The 19,848-nt window shown below is 37.4% G+C and carries 18 protein-coding genes; 12 read left to right on the top strand and 6 right to left on the bottom strand.

Annotated elements, in window-relative coordinates:
• Positions 1–5 precede the first annotated feature (5 nt).
• On the top strand, positions 6–512 hold the full coding sequence (locus AAH582_RS24800; protein ID WP_070562667.1) for a gamma carbonic anhydrase family protein: 507 nt from the start codon (positions 6–8) through the stop codon (positions 510–512).
• A 48-nt stretch (positions 513–560) separates the two neighbouring features.
• On the opposite strand, the gene AAH582_RS24795 is transcribed toward AAH582_RS24800, so the two are convergent.
• The 4 genes from AAH582_RS24795 to apaG form a co-directional block, all read right to left on the bottom strand.
• A complete protein-coding gene (locus AAH582_RS24795) occupies positions 561–2,150 on the bottom strand; it encodes an Ig-like domain-containing protein (RefSeq protein WP_286768115.1) in 1,590 nt (529 codons plus the stop codon).
• Positions 2,151–2,318: 168 nt separating this feature from the next.
• On the bottom strand, positions 2,319–4,178 hold the full coding sequence (gene mnmG / locus AAH582_RS24790) for a tRNA uridine-5-carboxymethylaminomethyl(34) synthesis enzyme MnmG (RefSeq protein WP_343320861.1): 1,860 nt from the start codon (positions 4,176–4,178) through the stop codon (positions 2,319–2,321).
• 94 nt (positions 4,179–4,272) lie between these two features.
• Complete coding sequence (locus AAH582_RS24785; protein ID WP_343320860.1) at positions 4,273–6,138, bottom strand: ABC-F family ATP-binding cassette domain-containing protein; 1,866 nt, start codon at positions 6,136–6,138, stop codon at positions 4,273–4,275.
• Between the two features lie 355 nt (positions 6,139–6,493).
• Positions 6,494–6,880 (bottom strand): Co2+/Mg2+ efflux protein ApaG, encoded by a 387-nt coding sequence (gene apaG / locus AAH582_RS24780; RefSeq protein ID WP_046673176.1) that lies wholly within the window; start codon positions 6,878–6,880, stop codon positions 6,494–6,496.
• A gap of 149 nt (positions 6,881–7,029) precedes the next feature.
• Between apaG and AAH582_RS24775 the strand changes: the two genes are divergently transcribed.
• From AAH582_RS24775 to AAH582_RS24730, 10 genes are all read left to right on the top strand, one after another.
• Complete coding sequence (locus AAH582_RS24775; protein ID WP_343320859.1) at positions 7,030–7,740, top strand: SAM-dependent methyltransferase; 711 nt, start codon at positions 7,030–7,032, stop codon at positions 7,738–7,740.
• Between the two features lie 193 nt (positions 7,741–7,933).
• Positions 7,934–8,689 (top strand): alpha/beta fold hydrolase, encoded by a 756-nt coding sequence (locus AAH582_RS24770; protein ID WP_343320858.1) that lies wholly within the window; start codon positions 7,934–7,936, stop codon positions 8,687–8,689.
• A gap of 22 nt (positions 8,690–8,711) precedes the next feature.
• The gene (locus AAH582_RS24765; RefSeq protein ID WP_046673179.1) at positions 8,712–9,197 is read left to right on the top strand and encodes a hypothetical protein; all 486 of its coding nucleotides are present in this window, start codon (positions 8,712–8,714) and stop codon (positions 9,195–9,197) included.
• Positions 9,187–10,287, top strand: coding sequence for a Nif3-like dinuclear metal center hexameric protein (locus AAH582_RS24760; protein ID WP_343320857.1), 1,101 nt, complete (start codon positions 9,187–9,189; stop codon positions 10,285–10,287). The genes AAH582_RS24765 and AAH582_RS24760 overlap by 11 nt, the downstream gene beginning before the upstream one ends.
• Positions 10,287–11,039, top strand: coding sequence for a zinc ribbon domain-containing protein (locus AAH582_RS24755; RefSeq protein WP_046673181.1), 753 nt, complete (start codon positions 10,287–10,289; stop codon positions 11,037–11,039). The genes AAH582_RS24760 and AAH582_RS24755 overlap by 1 nt, the downstream gene beginning before the upstream one ends.
• Positions 11,040–11,182: 143 nt before the next feature.
• A complete protein-coding gene (locus AAH582_RS24750) occupies positions 11,183–14,500 on the top strand; it encodes a S41 family peptidase (RefSeq protein ID WP_343320856.1) in 3,318 nt (1,105 codons plus the stop codon).
• A 238-nt stretch (positions 14,501–14,738) separates the two neighbouring features.
• Entirely contained in the window at positions 14,739–15,662 is a 924-nt protein-coding gene (locus tag AAH582_RS24745; protein WP_343320855.1) for a CPBP family intramembrane glutamic endopeptidase, read from the top strand.
• The gene (locus AAH582_RS24740; protein WP_046673184.1) at positions 15,637–15,846 is read left to right on the top strand and encodes a DUF2007 domain-containing protein; all 210 of its coding nucleotides are present in this window, start codon (positions 15,637–15,639) and stop codon (positions 15,844–15,846) included. Before AAH582_RS24745 ends, AAH582_RS24740 begins: the two co-directional genes overlap by 26 nt.
• 3 nt (positions 15,847–15,849) lie before the next feature.
• Complete coding sequence (locus tag AAH582_RS24735) at positions 15,850–16,650, top strand: phosphatidate cytidylyltransferase (RefSeq protein ID WP_046673185.1); 801 nt, start codon at positions 15,850–15,852, stop codon at positions 16,648–16,650.
• A gap of 7 nt (positions 16,651–16,657) precedes the next feature.
• On the top strand, positions 16,658–17,329 hold the full coding sequence (locus tag AAH582_RS24730; RefSeq protein ID WP_343320854.1) for a DUF2461 domain-containing protein: 672 nt from the start codon (positions 16,658–16,660) through the stop codon (positions 17,327–17,329).
• Here AAH582_RS24730 and AAH582_RS24725 read toward each other — a convergent pair whose 3' ends face one another.
• A complete protein-coding gene (locus tag AAH582_RS24725; RefSeq protein ID WP_343320853.1) occupies positions 17,330–18,526 on the bottom strand; it encodes an anhydro-N-acetylmuramic acid kinase in 1,197 nt (398 codons plus the stop codon).
• 100 nt (positions 18,527–18,626) lie between these two features.
• Between AAH582_RS24725 and gcvH the strand changes: the two genes are divergently transcribed.
• On the top strand, positions 18,627–19,007 hold the full coding sequence (gcvH, locus tag AAH582_RS24720; protein WP_046673188.1) for a glycine cleavage system protein GcvH: 381 nt from the start codon (positions 18,627–18,629) through the stop codon (positions 19,005–19,007).
• A gap of 63 nt (positions 19,008–19,070) precedes the next feature.
• On the opposite strand, the gene AAH582_RS24715 is transcribed toward gcvH, so the two are convergent.
• Positions 19,071–19,826: a DUF6263 family protein gene (locus AAH582_RS24715; RefSeq protein ID WP_343320852.1), complete on the bottom strand. Its 756-nt coding sequence runs from the start codon at positions 19,824–19,826 to the stop codon at positions 19,071–19,073.
• Between the last annotated feature and the right edge of the window lie 22 nt (positions 19,827–19,848).

Below are 19,848 nucleotides of genomic sequence, written 5' to 3'. Positions count from 1 at the left end.
GGAATATGGCACTTATTTTATCTGTTTTGGATAAATCTCCGGTGATAGCCGAAGAATGCTTCTTAGCACCCAATTCAACGATTGTAGGCGATGTGGAGATTGGACATCACTGTTCGGTATGGTTTAATGCTGTCATACGCGGAGATGTCAATTATATTCGTATCGGTAATTATACTAATATTCAAGATGGAGCGGTTATACATTGTACCTATAAGAAATGCGGTACTACGATCGGAAATTATGTAAGTATAGGGCATCAGGCTATGGTACATGGATGTATTTTGGAAGATCATGTACTCATTGGTATGGGAGCTATCGTTATGGATAATGCGATTGTTGAATCGAATGTTATTGTAGCAGCTGGTGCAGTAGTTTTGGAAAATACTCGTTGTGAATCGGGATTTCTATATGCTGGAGTACCTGCCAAAAAGATAAAAGCACTTACTGAAGAGCAGAAAGATCTATTGCAGAAGCTACCACATAATTATGTTCTGTACAGTTCCTGGTTTTAGCTTAATCGAATTAGCAATATTAAATAAGTTATTTTAGAATGGCCTCAATTAATTTTTTTTGAGGCCACTCAATGAAAAACTATCTTTCTGTTCCCAATTAGCACGTATCGTAAATACTTTATTCAGATATACAACAGGTTCAGGAAAAGTTTTCTTTTCGACATCTCCAGTGTCCCAGATTCCATTATTGTTGTCGTCGCGTATCACACGTATACTATACTTTCCTCCAGGATACTGTTTGTATACAACAGCCGGGTTGTTCATGTTTATTTTGTCGACGCGATAGACCTTATCTTTTTTCTCATTGATTAACTCAACCAAATAGGTTGTATTGCTATCTAGATCTGTAAAATCAAATGTCAGATCCCCATAGTTTTCACTATCGTCATAGGTCAAATCGAGCTTTTTCTCTTTGTTTTGTTCGCCAAAATAGCCTGTTATAGCGCCTTCTGTAAACTCGATTTGGTACTTTTTCTCTTTTCTCCAATTATAGCGAATATGGTAGATATTGGTATTTGCTGTATCTACGGCTAGTTGGTAATTGGTCCGGACCAATGAGTCTTCTTTGAATTTTAACTTGGTTTTATCGATATTTTTGATCGGTGTGAAAGCAGATACCTGAAGGTGTGTAATTCGATCGACCCGTCCATTATTTGGCGTAAAAATAGGCTCAATTGTCTGCTCTATTTTTACATTCCCTTTTCTAATGAGAATGGTATCCAATGGTCTTTCATTTTCTGTCAGAACAAGCTTTAGGGAGTCTATTTTTAAATTTGGAATAAACAAAGTAGCCGAGTCTGATGTCTTTGAAAAACGTACTTTTTTATCCTTGTTGTTTACTTCGTCATTTAGGATATCAAGTTTGGGCTTGTCGACTCTTCTATTAAAAACAAGAAGTATACTTCCATTTTTTTCAAATTTCTTCTCTTGGGTTCTAAACTTTTTTGGGATTCCTTTGAAGATCTCCAAGTTGATATTGCTTAAGTCTCGCTCTAGCACGATAGAGTCTTTTAGGAAACCTATTTCTTCATCAGCACCATTATAGATTCTATCGTTATTTTTTTCTTGAAGTGCGTAAATGCGATAAGTTCCCTCTCTTAGATTGTTTAGTTTATAGTTACCTGCAGTATCCGTTGTCGTGAATATATTCGCCTTCTTTTTACCAAAAATCGAGTCTTGGCTAATGGGGATCAACAAGACTTTAACATCCTTTTGGACCTCTTTCGTTATAGCACTTTTTACATTACCGGATATACTGAGTGAATCTATTTTATCTCCTGTCGCGAATACGTAAGCATAATTGACCAATGCATTTCCAGCGTTATAATCAACTAGTCCTTTACCGAAGTATATGCTGTAGGTTGTATTCTTTTCTAGGGAATCAGGTAAGGTAATTTCTAGATTTTTTTTCTTCACCTTGAATTCTGGATTGCTTCCCATGTCTGGCGTAATACTGAATTCCTTTTGTTGATTTGCCAGCTTGATATACTCGTCAAACGTGATCACTATTTTTTTAGCTGTAAAATTCTTCGAAAAATTCGTAGGGCTTTCCAATAGTATCTTCGGAGGAATAGAATCTTTTGGCCCCCCCGTGGGCTGTTGTATGCTCGCACATTGTATGGACAAGCCAATAAGCATAATAAACATGCTTAAAATAAGTAATCTTGTTTTTAAGCTACTTTTTAGCCTTTCTGAACCACTTTTATTTTCTCTTAAAGAAGTTGTCATAAAAAATAGAATATTGTCTTAAATCGCTTATTTTAAGCTTTGTGGTGTTTAGTGTATAAGTATTTGGTTTTCAGTTGTTTAACTCATATGAACCATCAATACAGTGATATCAGAGGGCGAAACGCCTGAGATTCTTGAAGCTTGCCCCAGTGTACGTGGTTTAACTTTAGATAACTTTTGTCTTGCCTCAATTGATAGCGATGTTAATAGGCTGTAGTCAAAATCAGGATTAATTTCTCTATCTTCCATCTTCTTCATACGATTGACAATTTCCATTTCTTTATCGAAATAGCTTTCATATTTGAGATTTATCTCTGCTTGTTCGATGGTATCGTTATCGAATTGGGATACATAGTGTGCAAAGCCTTCGTCTCCTTTCAGAATATCTTGGATACCAACTTGTGGTCTCGCAAGTACATTACTCAACTTTGTTTTTTGTGGAAGTGCGCTTGAGCCTACTTCGGCTAGTACGGTATTCATCTTTTCGACATTGGTTGAATTTTGTTTTAGATACTCGATTATTTTATTGGAGTTATCAATTTTTTCTTGGACTTTTTTGAGTCTTTCTTCTCCTACCAATCCCAATTTGTAAGCTAAGGGGGTTAAGCGAATATCAGCATTGTCCTGGCGTAAAAGTAGACGGTGTTCTGCTCTTGATGTAAACATGCGGTACGGCTCTTCAGTTCCTTTTGTTACGAGATCATCCACCAATACACCTATATATGATTCGGATCGTTTTAGAATAAGTTCCTTATCATCATTGATACGTTGATGCGCATTTATCCCGGCTAGGAAACCTTGGGCGGCGGCCTCTTCATAGCCAGTTGTCCCATTGATTTGTCCTGCAAAAAATAAATGTTTCACTAATTGGGTTTCTAGGGTTAGATCCAATTGCATTGGTGGAAAGTAATCGTATTCTATGGCATACCCTGGTCGGTACATCTTCGCATTTTCAAAACCTGGAATTAATTGCAAAGCTTTAAATTGTACATCTTCTGGCAATGATGTGGAGAATCCATTGACATAGATTTCTACTGTTTTGAAGCCTTCTGGCTCCACGAATATCTGATGCCTTTCACGCTCGGCAAAACGATTTATTTTATCTTCGATTGAAGGGCAATAGCGTGGTCCTAATCCTTTGATGCGTCCTGTAAACATGGGTGATTTTTCAAACCCTGTGCGTAGCATTTCGTGCACTTTATCATTCGTATAGGTAATCCAGCAACAGCGTTGCTCAGTTGGTATTTCTACATCTGTATAGGAGAACCGACCTCTTTTTTCATCGCCCCACTGTTCTTCCATTAATGCATAATTGAGACTTCTTCCATCTATACGTGGTGGTGTCCCTGTCTTCATTCTACCGGACTCGAAGCCAAGAGAAACAAGTTGTTCGGTTAAACCTGTGGCTGCCTTCTCTCCTGTTCTACCGCCTCCAAATTTCTTGTCGCCAATGTGAATCACACCATTTAGAAACGTTCCATTGGTTAGCACCACAGCATCTGATTCTATTTCTATTCCCATTGAAGTGATGACACCACAAGCTCTTCCATTTTTGACGATAACTTCTTTTACGGTATCTTGCCACATATCTAAATTTGGAAGAGACTCTAGTTGTAGTCTCCATTCTTCTGCAAACCTCATTCGGTCATTTTGCGTGCGGGGGCTCCACATAGCAGGACCTTTCGAAAGATTTAGCATTCGAAATTGAATAGTTGATTTATCTGCGATGATACCGGTATATCCTCCCATGGCATCAATTTCTCTTACAATTTGTCCTTTGGCTACCCCACCGATAGCGGGGTTGCAACTCATTTGAGCTATTACCCCCATATTCATTGTGATGAGTAAAGTGGACGAACCTAAGTTGGCTGCCGCTGCCGCCGCCTCGCATCCGGCATGCCCTGCACCAACTACAATTACATTATATTTTTTAAACATTTTTCTATTCTTGTTCCACGTGAAACGTGGTGTTTTTATTTCTTTGTAAATTTACGTTTTTCTTTGTGTTCCACGTGAAACCCCTTGTGAAATTTTACATAAAATCAGCAAGATAAAGCCATCTTTCGGATTTGTCGTCTATCTGTTTTTGTATTGATTGAATTTCTTCTGCTAAGGAAGAAAGTTTTAGATGATCTGTTACCTGGCTTAATTCCTCTGTTTTTAATCTTACTTGTATTTCTAGTTTTTCTATTTCTTCTTCTAGTTTATTATACTCCAGTTGCTCCTTGTACGAAAGTTTTTTCTTTTCCTCTTTTACAATGGGTTTTACTTGTTCTTGGATATTCTTTTTTTGTTTTTCTTTTTCTAGTTTTTGGATTTCGTCCTGCTCGCTTTTAAAATCGGCATAATTTCCATTGTACACCTGTATATTCCCCTTCCCTTCAAAAATGAAAAGTTGATCGGTTAATTTATCTAGTAAATACCTGTCGTGTGATACCAATATGAGTACTCCTTTGTAGTTGTCAAGAAAATCTTCTAGAACGTTTAACGTATCAATGTCCAAATCGTTGGATGGCTCATCCAGAATAAGAAAATTTGGATTCTTCATTAAAACACGCATAAGCTGAAGTCTTTTTTTCTCTCCTCCACTTAATTTGTTGACAAAACCAAATTGTTTTTCTGGAGGAAATAGAAAATGAGTTAGCAGCTGTGAAGCTGTGATTACTTCCCCATTTGCCATTTCGATATAGTCTGCTACATTTTTTACAACATCCAATACTCGGTCGTTTTCGTTTACTTCTAACCCACCCTGTTTATAGTATCCATATACAGTGGTTTCCCCTACCGCTATAGACCCTGTATCAGGATTTTCTTCTCCCGTGATTAAATTAAGAAAGGTTGATTTTCCAGTACCATTTTTTCCAGCTAGACCAATACGATCACCTTTTTTAAAGGTGTATGAAAAATTATGTATGATTTCTTTTACTCCATAACGTTTGGCAACATGTTCTAGTTCGAGTATTTTTGAGCCCTGTCTGCTTACTTTAACACTGAGTTGTACCGAGTCGTTTCCTTTAATGGCCTTAGATTTTTCTTCTAAGTCATAGTATGCTTCTATACGTGATTTGGATTTGGTGCCGCGTGCCTGTGGTTGACGGCGCATCCATTCCAATTCACGACGGAGTAAATTTCTGCTTTTCTCTACCATAACCGCATCAATGGTTTCGCGTTCGGACTTCTTTTCTAGAAAATAAGAATAGTTACCTTTATAGGTAAAGAGATTGCCCCGATCCAGTTCTCTAATCTCCGTACAGACATTATCCAGGAAGTAGCGATCGTGTGTTACTAAGAGAACGGTTTTGTTACCTGTTGTTAATAGTTTTTCAAGCCATTCAATTGTTTCTATATCCAAATGGTTAGTGGGCTCATCCAATATATAAATGTCCGGCTCGTCTATCAAAAGCTTGGCTAGTGCAAGGCGTTTTCGTTGACCTCCTGATAGACTTTTGATGTCTTGATGGAAATCCATAATGTTTAAACGATTAAGAATCGTCTTAATATTATGCTCATACTCCCAGGCATTCAATGAACTTATTTTTTCTGTAAGATCTTCTAATTTTTTCTGATCGATATCAGTTTCCAATAACAGCTCCTCGTACTCGCGAATAAGACGTTGTTGATCGTTGTCTGTACTATAAATAAAATCGTTGATTGATTTTAATCCTGTGAAATCAGGATCCTGTTCTAAGAAACCAATTTTTATACCTTTTTCTTTTACAACTTTTCCTGAGGTTGGTAAGATTCGCTCTGCTAAAATAGCGAGTAAGGTTGATTTACCTGTGCCGTTGATTCCGACCAAGGCCACACGTTCTCCCTTCTGGAGACCGAAATGTAAATCTTTAAAAAGCCATCGATCATGGAAAGAATGGCTTACTTGTTCTGTAGCTAAAATACTCACGTTATATCACCCTAAATTATATTCAGTCAATTTACACGCCAAAACACGACCAAAAGGTTTCTTCTTTTGATAGCTTCTATTGTGTTGATAATCAGTATTTTAACTGTATTATTACTGATTATCAGTTATTTATATATTGAATCAATAATCGTTTTGATTGCTGACTAATGTAATCTATTGGATGGCATACGATCAAATAATAGCCTTTGCCGTTGGGTGAAATGATAATTTGCGGACCCCGAGGTTAGCTTATTGATTTGAAATGCTCGCAAAAATAAAGAAATAGTTTCTTATTCGATGCGAAAAAAGCTTCGTTATTTGATTAATTGGCAATAATGATACTGCCTTGATAAAATTAATTCAATGCGTAATCCGCTATCAGATTGAAACGTGGTATTTCAACTTGAAAGCTGCCGTTGTCCAGTGTTCGGATCATATTGTAATATCCTTCCATGAATCCGAATTCGCTATTGAGATTGCAACCGGAGGTGTATTGATGCGTCTGACCAGGTTCTATAATAGGTTGTTCGCCTACTACTCCTTCTCCAGATACCTCCCTATAGTCTCCTTTTGCATCAAAAATTTTCCAATAGCGACTTATCAATTGAACCGTGTAATCGCTGAGATTTTCTATGCTGATGTGATAAGCAAACATGAAATGTTCACGGTCCGGATTCGAATACTCCGATTGATAGATGGTTTCAACCGAGATTTTTACGCCTTCTGTAATTTGTGTGATCATTTGAATGATGTTTATTGTTGCAATGAATATTTACGCTAAAATACTAATAATGAGTTTAAAAATCTAAATTATAATCATTTTAAAAGGTTAAATAATGCTAAGTGTAAAATTAGTATAGCCAAATGGACCTTAATTAGTAGGTTTGTATTATGGCAAATGGTATCTTATATTTAATTCCTGTTCCATTGAGTGACGACGCAGCTTTCCAGTCATTTACTCCGTATTTAGTGGAAACAATCAATTCATTGGATGAGTATATTGTAGAAAATGAAAAAACGGCTCGCAAGTTTTTAAAACTTGCAGGTTTAAAGATTCCGCAGAGTGAGCTAAAAATCCATGATTACGGGAAACATGTGCGAGACAAGGGAAATATAAATGATTTTTTTGAAGGCTTGAAACATGGCAAAAGTGTTGGTTTAATGTCCGAGGCAGGATGTCCTGGTGTTGCAGATCCTGGAGCTTCTATTGTAGCACGGGCACATCAATTGGGTATTAAGGTCGTTCCTCTTGTTGGACCAAGCTCAATTCTACTGGCACTTATGGCTTCGGGGTTTAGCGGTCAAAAATTTGCTTTTCATGGTTATTTGCCTATCGATAAAATTGATCGAGCTAAGGAAATTAAAAATCTCGAACAGCAATCAGCACGTGAAAAGCAGACACAGATTTTTATTGAAACTCCATTTAGAAATAATCAGCTTTTAGCCGATCTATTCAAAATATGTAAACCTTCCAGCTTACTCTGTGTTGCGTCAAATGTAACAGCTGCCGACGAAAATATACAAAGTTTGACAATTGCTGAATGGCGAAAACGATCGTATGATTTTCATAAAAAGCCTACTATTTTTTTACTTTACGCATGATTTTTTTTAGAGCTCTCCCCTACCCTATCTTCATGATGAAGTTTAGTTAAGGGATTTTTACTCGAGGGAAATGTGTTTTAATAAAGTAAGTGAGCGCTTACATTTTATTTTTAAGTAAATATGTAGACTGCGTTATCAAAATAAGAGCTGAATAGCGTTTGTTAAGTGTTAAAATAATTGAATATATAACACAATGAATTACTGTAGATTATTGCGTTTAATGTTTTGTTTTTCATTATCTATTTTAGGTAAAAGTCTTTATGCACAGTCTTCTACTTACGTAATAGTTCATGGGGCATGGGGCGGTGCCTGGCAGTTTAAAAATACGGCCAGCGAATTGGAGAAAAAAGGGAACAAGATTTACCGTCCCACACTAACTGGTTTGGGGGAGCGTTATCATTTAGCAGATACTTCTATCCGATTGCAAACCCATATCGATGATGTTGTGAATACGATCCTGTTTGAGGGCCTCCATGATATTATACTGGTGGGACATAGTTATGGTGGTATGGTTATCACGGCTGTGGCTGATAGTCTTCCGGATAGAATCCGTAAATTGGTTTACTTGGATGCTATACTTCCGGAGGATCAACAATCTGTAATGAACTTAATGGGTAAATCTAGTGCAGCAAATGGACTGTTAAAATTAGAAAAGGATGGTTATATTTTTCCTTTCTGGGTGAGAGACATTAAGAAGCTTCCTAGGGATGTCCCCCACCCGTTAAGAACAATGACAGACAAGATCAGTTTAAAAAATCCGAAACGACTTAAAATTCCAGGTACTTATATTTTGACTTATGAGGATGGCAAAACAATTGAGGATGATGATTTTTACCCGTTTTATAGGAAGGCAAAAAATATAGGTTTTAAAACAGTCGAATTTGTTGGAGATCATAATCCACAAATAAAAAAGTTGAAAGAATTAGTAGATTTGTTGGAACAGGAATAATAAATAAGCAATAGATAGTTCAATGACGCAAGAGGAATTAATAAGAGAGTTAAGTAAGCCTGAAGTAATTTATACCGCTATGGGTATTGTTGCTATACGTATTATTGTATGGCTTCTATTTGCAAATACAATTCGAAAGACACTAAAATTGGTCGCCAAAGAAAATAGATTAATGACGCCTAACCAATCGTGGTTAGTTGCCATTCCGCTGGTCAATATTTATTGGAATTTTCAGGTAGCCTCCCGTCTAAGGGATTCTTTGATCAATGAATTTTATGATCGAAAAATAGCTGTGGAAGAAAACCCTACCTTTAGAAAAGGATCGCTATATGCATGGATTTACCTGGCGACAAATATTCCGCTCCCACTTTCTATTTCCGGTGTACTGATCATTATGCATTTTGTGACATTGGCTAATTATTGGTTTGAAATTAACGCGAATAGAAGAATTTTAGAGGAACATAATAAATTTAGAGAAAAGGAGGTAATTGTAGACCATGAAAATTAAAGAAGTCATTGACTATTTGGAGCAATTGGCTCCTTTAGATTTGCAAGAGTCTTATGATAATGCTGGCCTTATTGTGGGCGACGCCAATAGAGAGATTACAAAGGTGCTCATTTCGTTGGACTGCACAGAAGATGTTGTAAAAGAAGCCATTGATAAGGGATGTAATTTAATTATTTCGCATCATCCTATTGTATTTAGGGGGCTAAAAAAATTTAATGGAAGAAATTACGTGGAGCGTACGGTTATTAAAGCAATTGAACATAAAGTTGCATTATATGCCATTCATACGAATCTAGACAATGTTACCGGTGGAGTGAATACGAAAATTGCCGATAAATTGGGATTAGAAAATCAGGCTATACTGCAATCTAAAACAAATGTATTGCGAAAAATGGTCGTTTTTGTACCTAGGAGTCATGTTGAAGATGTCCGACAGGCATTGTTTGATGCGGGCGCAGGTAAAATCGGAAAACACTATGATCAATGTAGTTTTAATACGGCGGGTTATGGTAGTTTTAGACCATTAGAAGGGGCCGATCCTACTCTTGGAGAGATTGGTGTTCAAGAGCGTGTTGAGGAAACACGAATTGAGGTTATCTACCTGAAATCTATTGAAAGAAAGTTACTCTTGGCACTCTATGAAGCTCATCCTTATGAGGAAGTAGCTTATGATTTGTTTGATATTCAAAACACGGCTGCTGAAATTGGTGCTGGAATGATTGGAAATTTGGCTGAACCAATGGCTGAATTGGAATTTTTAGCTTATCTTAAGGACAAACTGAGGTTGAATGTCATTCGTCATACAGCCTTATTAGATAAAAAAGTTAGTCGTGTAGCCGTCTGTGGTGGCTCGGGTGGATTTTTACTCGCTGCAGCCAAACGTTCAGGCGCTGATTTTTTTGTTACAGCAGATTATAAATATCATGAATTTTTTGATGCTGAAGGTGAAATCGTGATTGCAGATACGGGACATTTTGAGAGCGAACAATTTACGCAAGAATTATTGTACGACATTATTACGAAAAAATTTCCTAACTTTGCAACCTTAACAACAGAAATAGATACAAATCCTATAAAATACTACAGTTGATGGAACAAACCGTAGAACAAAAATTGAAAGCATTATGGCTTTTACAAGCCATACATACTAAAATAGACAAGATTCGCCAAGTTCGTGGAGAATTGCCTATGGAAGTTGCAGATCTTGAAGATGAGATTGCGGGTTTAGAAACTCGTATTGAGAAGATCAGAATAGACTTAGACGATTTAGAAGATTCGATCGTTAAGCGTAAAAACATGATTAAAGATGCCCAAGCTGCGATCAAAAAATATGAGTCGCAGTTGAATGAGGTAAAAAATAATCGTGAGTACGACGCTATTTCGAAAGAAATTGAAATCCAAGGTCTTGAGATTCAGGTTTGTGAGAAACGAATCAAAGAAGCTGAATTTGAGATTCGCAACAAAACAGAAAACTACGATACTACTGTAGGTAATCTTGAGTATAGCAAAAATGAGCTTGAGGGAAAAAAGAAAGAATTGGAAACAATTACTTCTGAAACTCAAAAAGAAGAAGATGCATTGTTGGCTAAAGCTGCTGAGGCCGAGGCTAATATCGAAGAACGTTTGGTAAAGGTATATTACCGTTTACGTAACTCATTCAAAAACGGGCTTGCAGTTGTTTCGATTGATCGGGATAGCTGTTCAGGATGTCATAATAAGATTCCTGCTCAAATGCAATCAGAAATACGTCAACGTAAGAAAATCATCATTTGTGAACACTGTGGTCGCGTTTTGGTTGATGAAGGAATTGTGTTAGAAATCGAACAAGAATACGGTTTCTAATCCTCAATAGATAAAAGAAAGTCCTGCTGCAAAGTGGGACTTTTTTTTTGTCATATTTTTTATGCAACTTTGTTGATATACTAACAAGGTCCACTTTACAAAAGTGTAGTTTTGTGTGTGGTAAATTTAACCTTTAAACGTTTATGAATAAAACTCATTTCAAGTTATTTGCTGCCTTTTTGCTCGGTACATCCTTTCTGCAAACAAAAGCGCAAGAAACCCTATTGCTTCGAAACCCAAGTATCAGCGCCAACAATATTGCTTTTGTCTATGGTGGAGATATTTGGATTGCCGAAAAAAATGGAGCCAATCCGAGACGCCTTACAACAAATCCTGGTGTGGAACAGAATCCAATGTTTTCTCCAGACGGCAAGAAAGTTGCATTCACAGGAAATTATGACGGAAATACAGATGTGTATGTCATCCCTGTGACGGGTGGTGAGCCCAAACGGATCACTTATCACCCTTCGTCGGATGTATTGCGGGGATGGCTCAATAATGATGAAGTATATTATACGACATCTCGTGATTTCACCTATGCTTTAAGTCCACGATTATACAGCTCCAATATTCAAATGTCGGGAATGGACAAGGCGCTTATTATGCCTGAGGCGACTCAGGGAAGCCCTTCTGCCGATGGTCGTTACTGGGCTTACATCAAGAACACTGACCCTACTGAAAGAGATCGAGTTGCCTTTAAACGTTACCGGGGTGGTGGTATGCCGACAATTTGGATCTTCGATACGAAAACCAAAGAAATAGAAGCTATTCCGCAGGTTAAAAGTAATGATGTTAAACCATTGTGGTTGGGAAATAAGATCTACTTCCTTTCCGATCGTGATAAAATTGTTAACATCTATAGCTATGATACCAAAACCAAAAAGGTAGAAAAGCTAACGGATTTTAAAGATTACGATGTGCGTTCGCTGAATGGAAATGGGACTGAGTTGATCTTTGAATATGCTGGCGTATTAAATACGCTCAATCTCAACGATAATAAAGTCACTCCTTTGCATATTACGGTGAATACAGATGTAATGTATAAAAGACCGTATTATAAAGACATTAAGGACGATATACGTTATGCTACCCTATCGCCAACAGGCCAACGGGCATTATTAGAAGCCCGCGGAGAGATATTTACGGTACCTAAGGAGAAAGGCGAAGCCCGAAATTTATCTAATTCTCCGGGTTCTCATGAGCGTTTTCCGGATTGGTCTCCAAATGGAAAATGGATTTCTTATATTTCAGACAAAAATGGATCTTATCAGTTGGTGCTGATGGATCAATTTGGAAAAGATAAACCCCTGTACTTTAACTTAGGGGAAACGAACTTCTATTTCGAACCAACATGGTCACCGGATTCAAAGAAGTTGTTTTACAATGATGCACATCTTAATCTGTTCTATATTGATATCGCTTCAAAGGCCATTGTTAAAGTTGCAGACGATAAATTGAGCGGTCAAACTGGCCGTGTATCCAATCATTTCCAACCAAGCTGGTCTCCAGATTCAAAATGGATATCCTTTATACGTACACTGGAAAACGGGGTACCCGCTGTGTTTATGTTTAACTTAGATACAAAGAAAACTCAGCAAATTACGGATGGTATGAGCTCTGCACGTAGTACAGCTTTTTCTCAGGACGGTAAATATCTATTTTTTACAGCGAGTACAAATACAGGGTTGACAAATTCTGGCTTACATATGTCTGCTGTACAGCGTAATGTTGATTATGCCGTATATGCCTTTATTTTATCCAGCAAAACGCCATCATTCTTTAAGAATGATAGTGATGAGGAACAAATCCGTGAGGATAAGGTGGATAAAAAGGAAGAAGGAGATGGTGATAAAAAAGATCGTGTAAAAGAAAACGATAAAAAATCACCTAAAAAGGATAAAAAGGAAGAGGCAGTAGCAAGTAAGCCCATTGATAAATCTATTCAAGTTGACTTCGATCGTATAGAAAACCGAATAGTTGCCCTCCCTTTGCCTGCTGGTCCTTACTGGAATTTGAATGGTTTAGTGCCAAATCAATTGACTTACCAACGTGGGGGAACAATCGGAGCATATGATTTTAAAGATCTCGAAAACAAAACCTTAGTCGAAAATGCCCGCAGTTTTGTTATTAGTGCCGATGGTAAGAAGATGTTATATCAAACGGGAAATGGATTCAATATTGTAACGGCTGGGCAAAAAGTGGCCTCTCCTACTGCCGGCGAAGTTAAGCTAGGCGGAATTCAGCAATTGGTGGATCCTGCTGCAGAATGGAAACAGGTATTCAACGAAGTTTGGTCAATGCAAAAAGACTATTTTTATGTTGAAAACATGCATGGTGCTGACTGGAAAGCGATGAAAACCAAATATGAAAAATTCCTGCCTTTTGTAAACCATCGTTCTGATCTTGGTTATTTATTGAATGAAATGATGGGAGAAATGGTCGTGGGACACAATTATATCTATCCTGGAGATCAACCTTCCACGCCGTCAGTTTCAGTTGGTGTGTTGGGAGCAGATTATACCGTAAAGAATGGTTACTATCAGATTGCTAAATTGTTTACGCGTCTTGAATGGAATCCATCGTTCAAAGCCCCATTGGCTGAACCGGGATTAAACATCAAAGAAGGAGACTATATTGTTGCTGTTAATGGTGCTGAATTGACTGAAGATAAGGATATCTATAGTTTATTTGACAATACTGTTGGTAAACAAGTTACGTTGAAGGTCAATTCAAAACCTTCATTGGTCGGCGCTCGTGAAGTAATTGTTAAACCGATCTCGTTTAGCGATGAGATGAATTTGCGTAGCATGGAATGGGTCGAAAGGAACCGTAAGAAAGTAAATGAATTGAGTAATGGGCAAATAGCTTATGTATACATGCCAAATACCGGTGCTGAAGGATATACCTATTTCAATCGTTATTATTTCGCTCAGATGGATAAAAAGGCTCTTCTGATGGATGAAAGAAACAATGGTGGTGGCTGGGTCGCCGATTATGTCATTGATCTTTTGTCCCGTGAACTGATTGCTGGTTGGGGAATTCGTGATGGAAAAGGATTTACTACACCAGGAAATGGTATTTATGGACCGAAAGCCATGATCATTAATGAAAATGCAGGCTCAGGTGGCGATATGATGCCATATATGTTCCGTTTTAAAGGGCTGGGCAAATTGGTCGGTCGTACGACCATGGGAATTTTGGTTGGTATAAGTGGCTATCCTCCTTTGTTGGATGGCGGCCGTATTACTTCGCCAAACTTCGGTGTCTATGACCTAAAAGGAAATTGGATTATTGAAAATGAAGGTGTGGCTCCTGATGTATTTATCGAACAGTTGCCTAAAGATCTTTTGGAGGGTCGTGATCCCCAACTTGAAAGAACGGTGAAGATATTGTTGGAAGAAATGAAAACGTATCCTTACAAAAATTTACAAAAACCAGCCGATCCTATTCGGGTGAATTAAAAGAGTATAAATCTAAGGGCTTTGATGAAATTCAAAGCCCTTTTTTGATCATATAGTTTGTATGTAACTGCATCCATATCCGAGATGATTGAATATATCTCGTGTGGTTTTTATCGTAATTAGATCATATCATTCGTTTTCATTAGGCCAATACAAACCAGATGCTAAAATTTGATTGGACATGACGATTTTAATAAATCTTGCTTTTATTGTTATCTTTAACTGATATTTACTAGATATGTTTCCTGAACAAACACCCCATCCGTTTCAATCTTTGTTACGTTTGATCTTAATGGTTATTGGTTTTTCCATTGTTTCGCAGATTATTGCCATTCTGATTATTGCAAGTTATTATTCATTTACAGGGCAGGTCTTCTCCTTGGAGTCTATACTGAATGGCTCTGCTAATGATATGCGATTTATGTTGTTAATGAGTAGCTTGGGATCTTTTGTTGTGCCAGCTTATCTGATGAATACACGCGAAGGATATGGTATAACCTATTTTAAATTGAAAAATTGGCCTAGCGGAATGCAATTTGGCTATATATTTTTAGCAATGCTTTCTTTTATGCCTTTGATGAGTCTGATCGGTCATTGGAATGAATCCTTACAATTGCCCAATAATATGCAATCTTTGCAGCGTTGGATGGAGCGTAGTGAAAAGGAATCGGCCGATTTAATCAAGGGTATTATTATGGAGTCGAGTGTAGCCGGCTTTTTGTATAATATTGTTGTACTGGCTTTGATGCCGGCCATAGGTGAAGAATTGTTGTTCCGCGGTGTTTTGCAAAAAATAATAGGAAGATGGTTGAGCAATCAGCATGTGGTTATATGGCTTGTTGCCATTATTTTCAGTGCGATACATCTGCAATTTTTTGGTTTTGTTCCCCGCATGTTATTGGGCGCTTTTTTTGGCTATCTTTATGTATGGAGCAAGAACATCGTACTGCCCATCTTTGGACACTTTGTCAACAATGCCGGAGCCACAATCGGGGCATTTTATTACGTAAGAGAGGGAAAGAGTTATGATGAATTCAATGCATTTGAATTACAATCTTGGTGGATATATCTTGTAGGCTTCATTTTTACTCTTATTTTTGTATTCTTATTTTATAGATCAACGCAAAAAGAAAATAATGGAGAACGATTGGAAAAAAATTAAAACATATACAAATGCTATTCAGGCCGAGATAGTCAAGCAAATGCTGGAAGAAAATGGTATTCCTACTGTCGCAATGAATAAACAAGATTCTTCTTATTTATTTGGGAAAATTGAACTCTATGTCAGTGAAGGATCTATTGATGTGGCCGAAACATTAATTGAGGAAGCAGAAAGAGGGCTTTAAGAGATGAAAACAAGAGCAATAACGGGGGTAATCTTTGTGGCTGTCATGATAGCTGCCACTCTTTTGGGCGCTTATGTCTATTCCATTTTTTTTACACTGCTCAGTACATGGTGTCTTTATGAATTCTATGGAATAGTTTCATCCGAAGAACGCGCCCCAAATAAGTGGATAGGCATAACACTGGCCTTACTCCTATTTGTTTTGGGCTCATTAGTTTCGATGGACCTGCTTGCGGTAAAATTTTTAGCACTGATTATCCCATTTATAAGTGCGACTTATATTATTTCACTTTTTCAGAAGAGAACTTTTCCTTTCAATGACATTGCCTATACTTTTTTGGGTATAGCTTATGTTACATTGCCTTTCTTCCTATTTTCCAAATTAGGGTTTATGCAAGGTACTTTTAACTATGTACTACCCTTAGGTTTTTTGATCTTATTGTGGACAAACGATACCGGGGCATATCTCGCTGGACGAAGTTTTGGAAAACGTAAATTATTCGAACGGATCTCACCAAAGAAAACATGGGAAGGTTTCTTTGGGGGCTTAATCTTGGCTATTGTTGCTGCTGTAAATCTGGAAAAATATTTTGGTTATCTTCCACTTTGGCAATGGGTAAGTATTGCGGCAATTATCAGTATTATTGGAACATTGGGGGATTTAGTAGAGTCGATGTTAAAGCGTAGTTTGCACGTAAAGGATTCCGGAAATATATTGCCTGGACATGGCGGTTTTTTAGATAGATTTGATGGGTTGTTATTAGCGGCACCTATGGTCTATGTTTTCTTAATTTTAATCAATTGATTGTATTATGAGTCACATTCAAAAATCTACATTTGATTTTTTAACGGAATTGAAAGCCAATAATTCTCGGGAGTGGTTTGCCGATAACAGAGCTAAATATGAAGCTGCATTGGCTGATGTGAGAAATTTTTTGACAGATTTAATTGCTGCATTGAGCGAGTTTGACCCTAAAATTAATACTTCCATTCAAGCAAGTAAATGTTTGTTTCGTATTTACCGAGATACACGTTTTTCAAATGATAAAACTCCTTATAAAAGTTGGTTTGGGGCAGGAATTTCTGTTGATGGAAGAAAGTTGCAGGGACCAGAGTACTATATTCATATTGGAGCAGAAAATTCATTTATCGCCTGTGGGTATTGGCGTCCTGAAAAGCAACATTTAGAGGCAATAAGACAAGAAATTGATTACAGTGGTGATAAATTGGATGAAATTTTAAAAACAGTATTGACTGGCAGTAATATTGCGCTTTTCAAAGAAGATTTACTGAAACGTGCGCCGGCCGGCTATAGTGAAGATAATCCGTTTATTGACTTTATCAAATTGAAAAGTTTTGTGTTGGATAGATCTTTAACTACAAAGGAGTTATCTTCAAAAAATGCACTGGATAATATCGTGGCTTCCTATAAAAGTATGCTTCCTTTTAAAGAGTTTTTACAAGAAGCCATCGATACAGAATAATTATTCAGGTAAGCTGATTTTGCCCATACAGACAGCGGGAGAGTCTTTAATTTGTGCTACATTGGATTTGTTACCTACCAAAGCCTCATTTGCTAATAGCGCAAAAAGAACAGCCTCTTTTGCATCTGGGTTGATACCCAATGTTGCAAAACTTTCAACATTACAGGTAGGTAAGCCTCTTTTGATGTAATCGAATAGCAATGGATTGTGTAGTCCACCACCACTAATGTACACCGCTACATCAGATAGCCCTTCTGACTGCTTGCGAATGCCATTGACCATCGCATGAGCAGCAAAGCGATTGAGGGTAGCCATAACATCCTCATGTGGGATATGGTTTGTTTTCGAACAATCCTGTGCCCTTTCGAGATAAGCGAGATTAAATAGTTCCGGTCCGGTGGTTTTTGGAAAGGGCAGCGTTAGAAACTCCTCCGTTAATAATTGATTCAATAGCGCATCATTTACGTGGCCCTTTTTAGCCATATAGGCATCTTTATCCATTTCCTGATCAAAATTCGCCTTCATGTATTGGTTCATCATTGTATTGCCTGGACCGAGATCTGTTGCATAAGCTTTCGCCTTTGTTTGATGGCTTGGGATAAATGTGAAATTAGAAATACCGCCAATATTCAGTAAGAATCGATTTTCTGTTGCATGCGAGAAAAGAAGGTAGTCGCCATACGCTGCCAAAGGTGCCCCTTCTCCTCCTGCAGCAATATGTTTTTGCCTAAAGTCAGATAGGGTTATGATACCTGTATCTACCGCGATATGATCTCCATCTCCAATCTGTAAGGTGCTGTTGGGCCAATTGCGGTCTTTGGTCAACGATTGAGGAGCATGGTATACGGTTTGCCCATGGCTGGCTATACAATCAATATCGCTGCTTGATATATTCCATTGTTGCAATGCTGTATTGATTAATTTGGCATGCGTGACTCCAATATAAGCATGAAGTCCCGAAAATAATTGCTGGTCGATATTTCGTTTTGCAAAAACTTCACGCACCCGTTCTCTAAAATCATCCTCATAATCCATTGTAGTAAAATTCTCGAGCTGTATTTTCGTTGTTTTACCTGCATTTTCTATGCGGCACACGGCGATATCAAGACCATCCAGGGATGTTCCGGACATCAGGCCAATAATACGACGTTCTTTCTTTTGTGAAATTTGGTAAAGTCTTTCGATTTGAGGATTCATAGCTTAAAAATAAACACAAAAATGTTATGATGAATATCATTTTTGACAATTAAAGATATTTTGTAACTTCACGGCATTAAAAATCAAAAAATTAAATACAATGAATTTTCCAGCAGAATTGAAATACACCAAAGATCACGAATGGATTCGTGTTGAAGGTGATGAAGCAGTTGTAGGGATTACCGATTTCGCTCAACGTGAATTGGGTGACATCGTTTTTGTTGACATAAACACTGTAGGTGAAGAAGTAGCCGCTAATGAAGTTTTCGGTACAATTGAAGCCGTAAAAACAGTTTCGGATTTGTTTTTACCTGTATCAGCTACAATTTTATCGGTGAATGAAGCTATTGATGCATCTCCTGAATTGGTCAATTCTGATCCTTACGGTGAAGGTTGGATTGTTCGTATTAAATTGAACAACGCTGCTGATGTAGACGCTTTGTTATCTGCTGATCAATATAAAGAAGAGATCAACGCATAATTTTGATATATAAAAAAATAAAATAGGGGCTAAAGCCCCTATTTTATTTTTCTTTCCAGTCGTTTACTGACTTTTTAAGGTGGTCTTTATTTTCGCTTCAGGCATATCCACCGCACTTGTCATTTCTGTTATCTTGGTAAGGCAGGTCTTTTTATCCAAGACATAGAAACCCTGTACGTTTCCGACCTGATTTGCATCCGAACCGAACATTTTTCCTTCAACATTCACTTTGTAGCCTAGCTCATTTGCTTCTATTAAAGTCATTTTGCTTTCCACCGAAATGCCTGAATCATCTGATTCAGTTTTAGATGTCCATGAATCACCTAGTTTAATTGGTTGTTCAGGTAATACAGTACTTATATTTTCGAACATACTTTTATCAAATGGCAAGTTGATACCCTCAGGTAACTTGATATCTGAAGATTTACCAAGTTGATCAACATTAAAGCTGATGCTATTTTCGAGTAACTTACCTAAGGTAGCATGCATCTGCTTAGAAAATTCATTAGCCTCGGGATTTTTGGAGTCGTATGACATGTCCATCCCTGCCATATTCATTTTCATGTTGATTCCAGTATATTTAAGATCGAACGCAAATATGTTGTCTTTTTTCGTCGTATTGGTGATATCAAAGCCCATATTAAGGTCTGTCACCATTTTTTGGCCAGCAGCGTCAATATCCATGGTCATCACAAGATTTTGTGATATTTTTTTTCCTGAATCGGGATTTACGCGTAATGTGTATTTCTTTTGTGCGGAAGCAGATATCACTAGAAATGCAAATACAGCCATTAAAGAGGCAATTCTTAATTTTTTCATATATGGAATTTTAATTTTTTTA

It is taken from the genome of Sphingobacterium multivorum (genome assembly GCF_039511225.1).
Lineage (GTDB): Bacteria > Bacteroidota > Bacteroidia > Sphingobacteriales > Sphingobacteriaceae > Sphingobacterium.
This window is presented reverse-complemented; position numbering and strand designations above follow the sequence as displayed.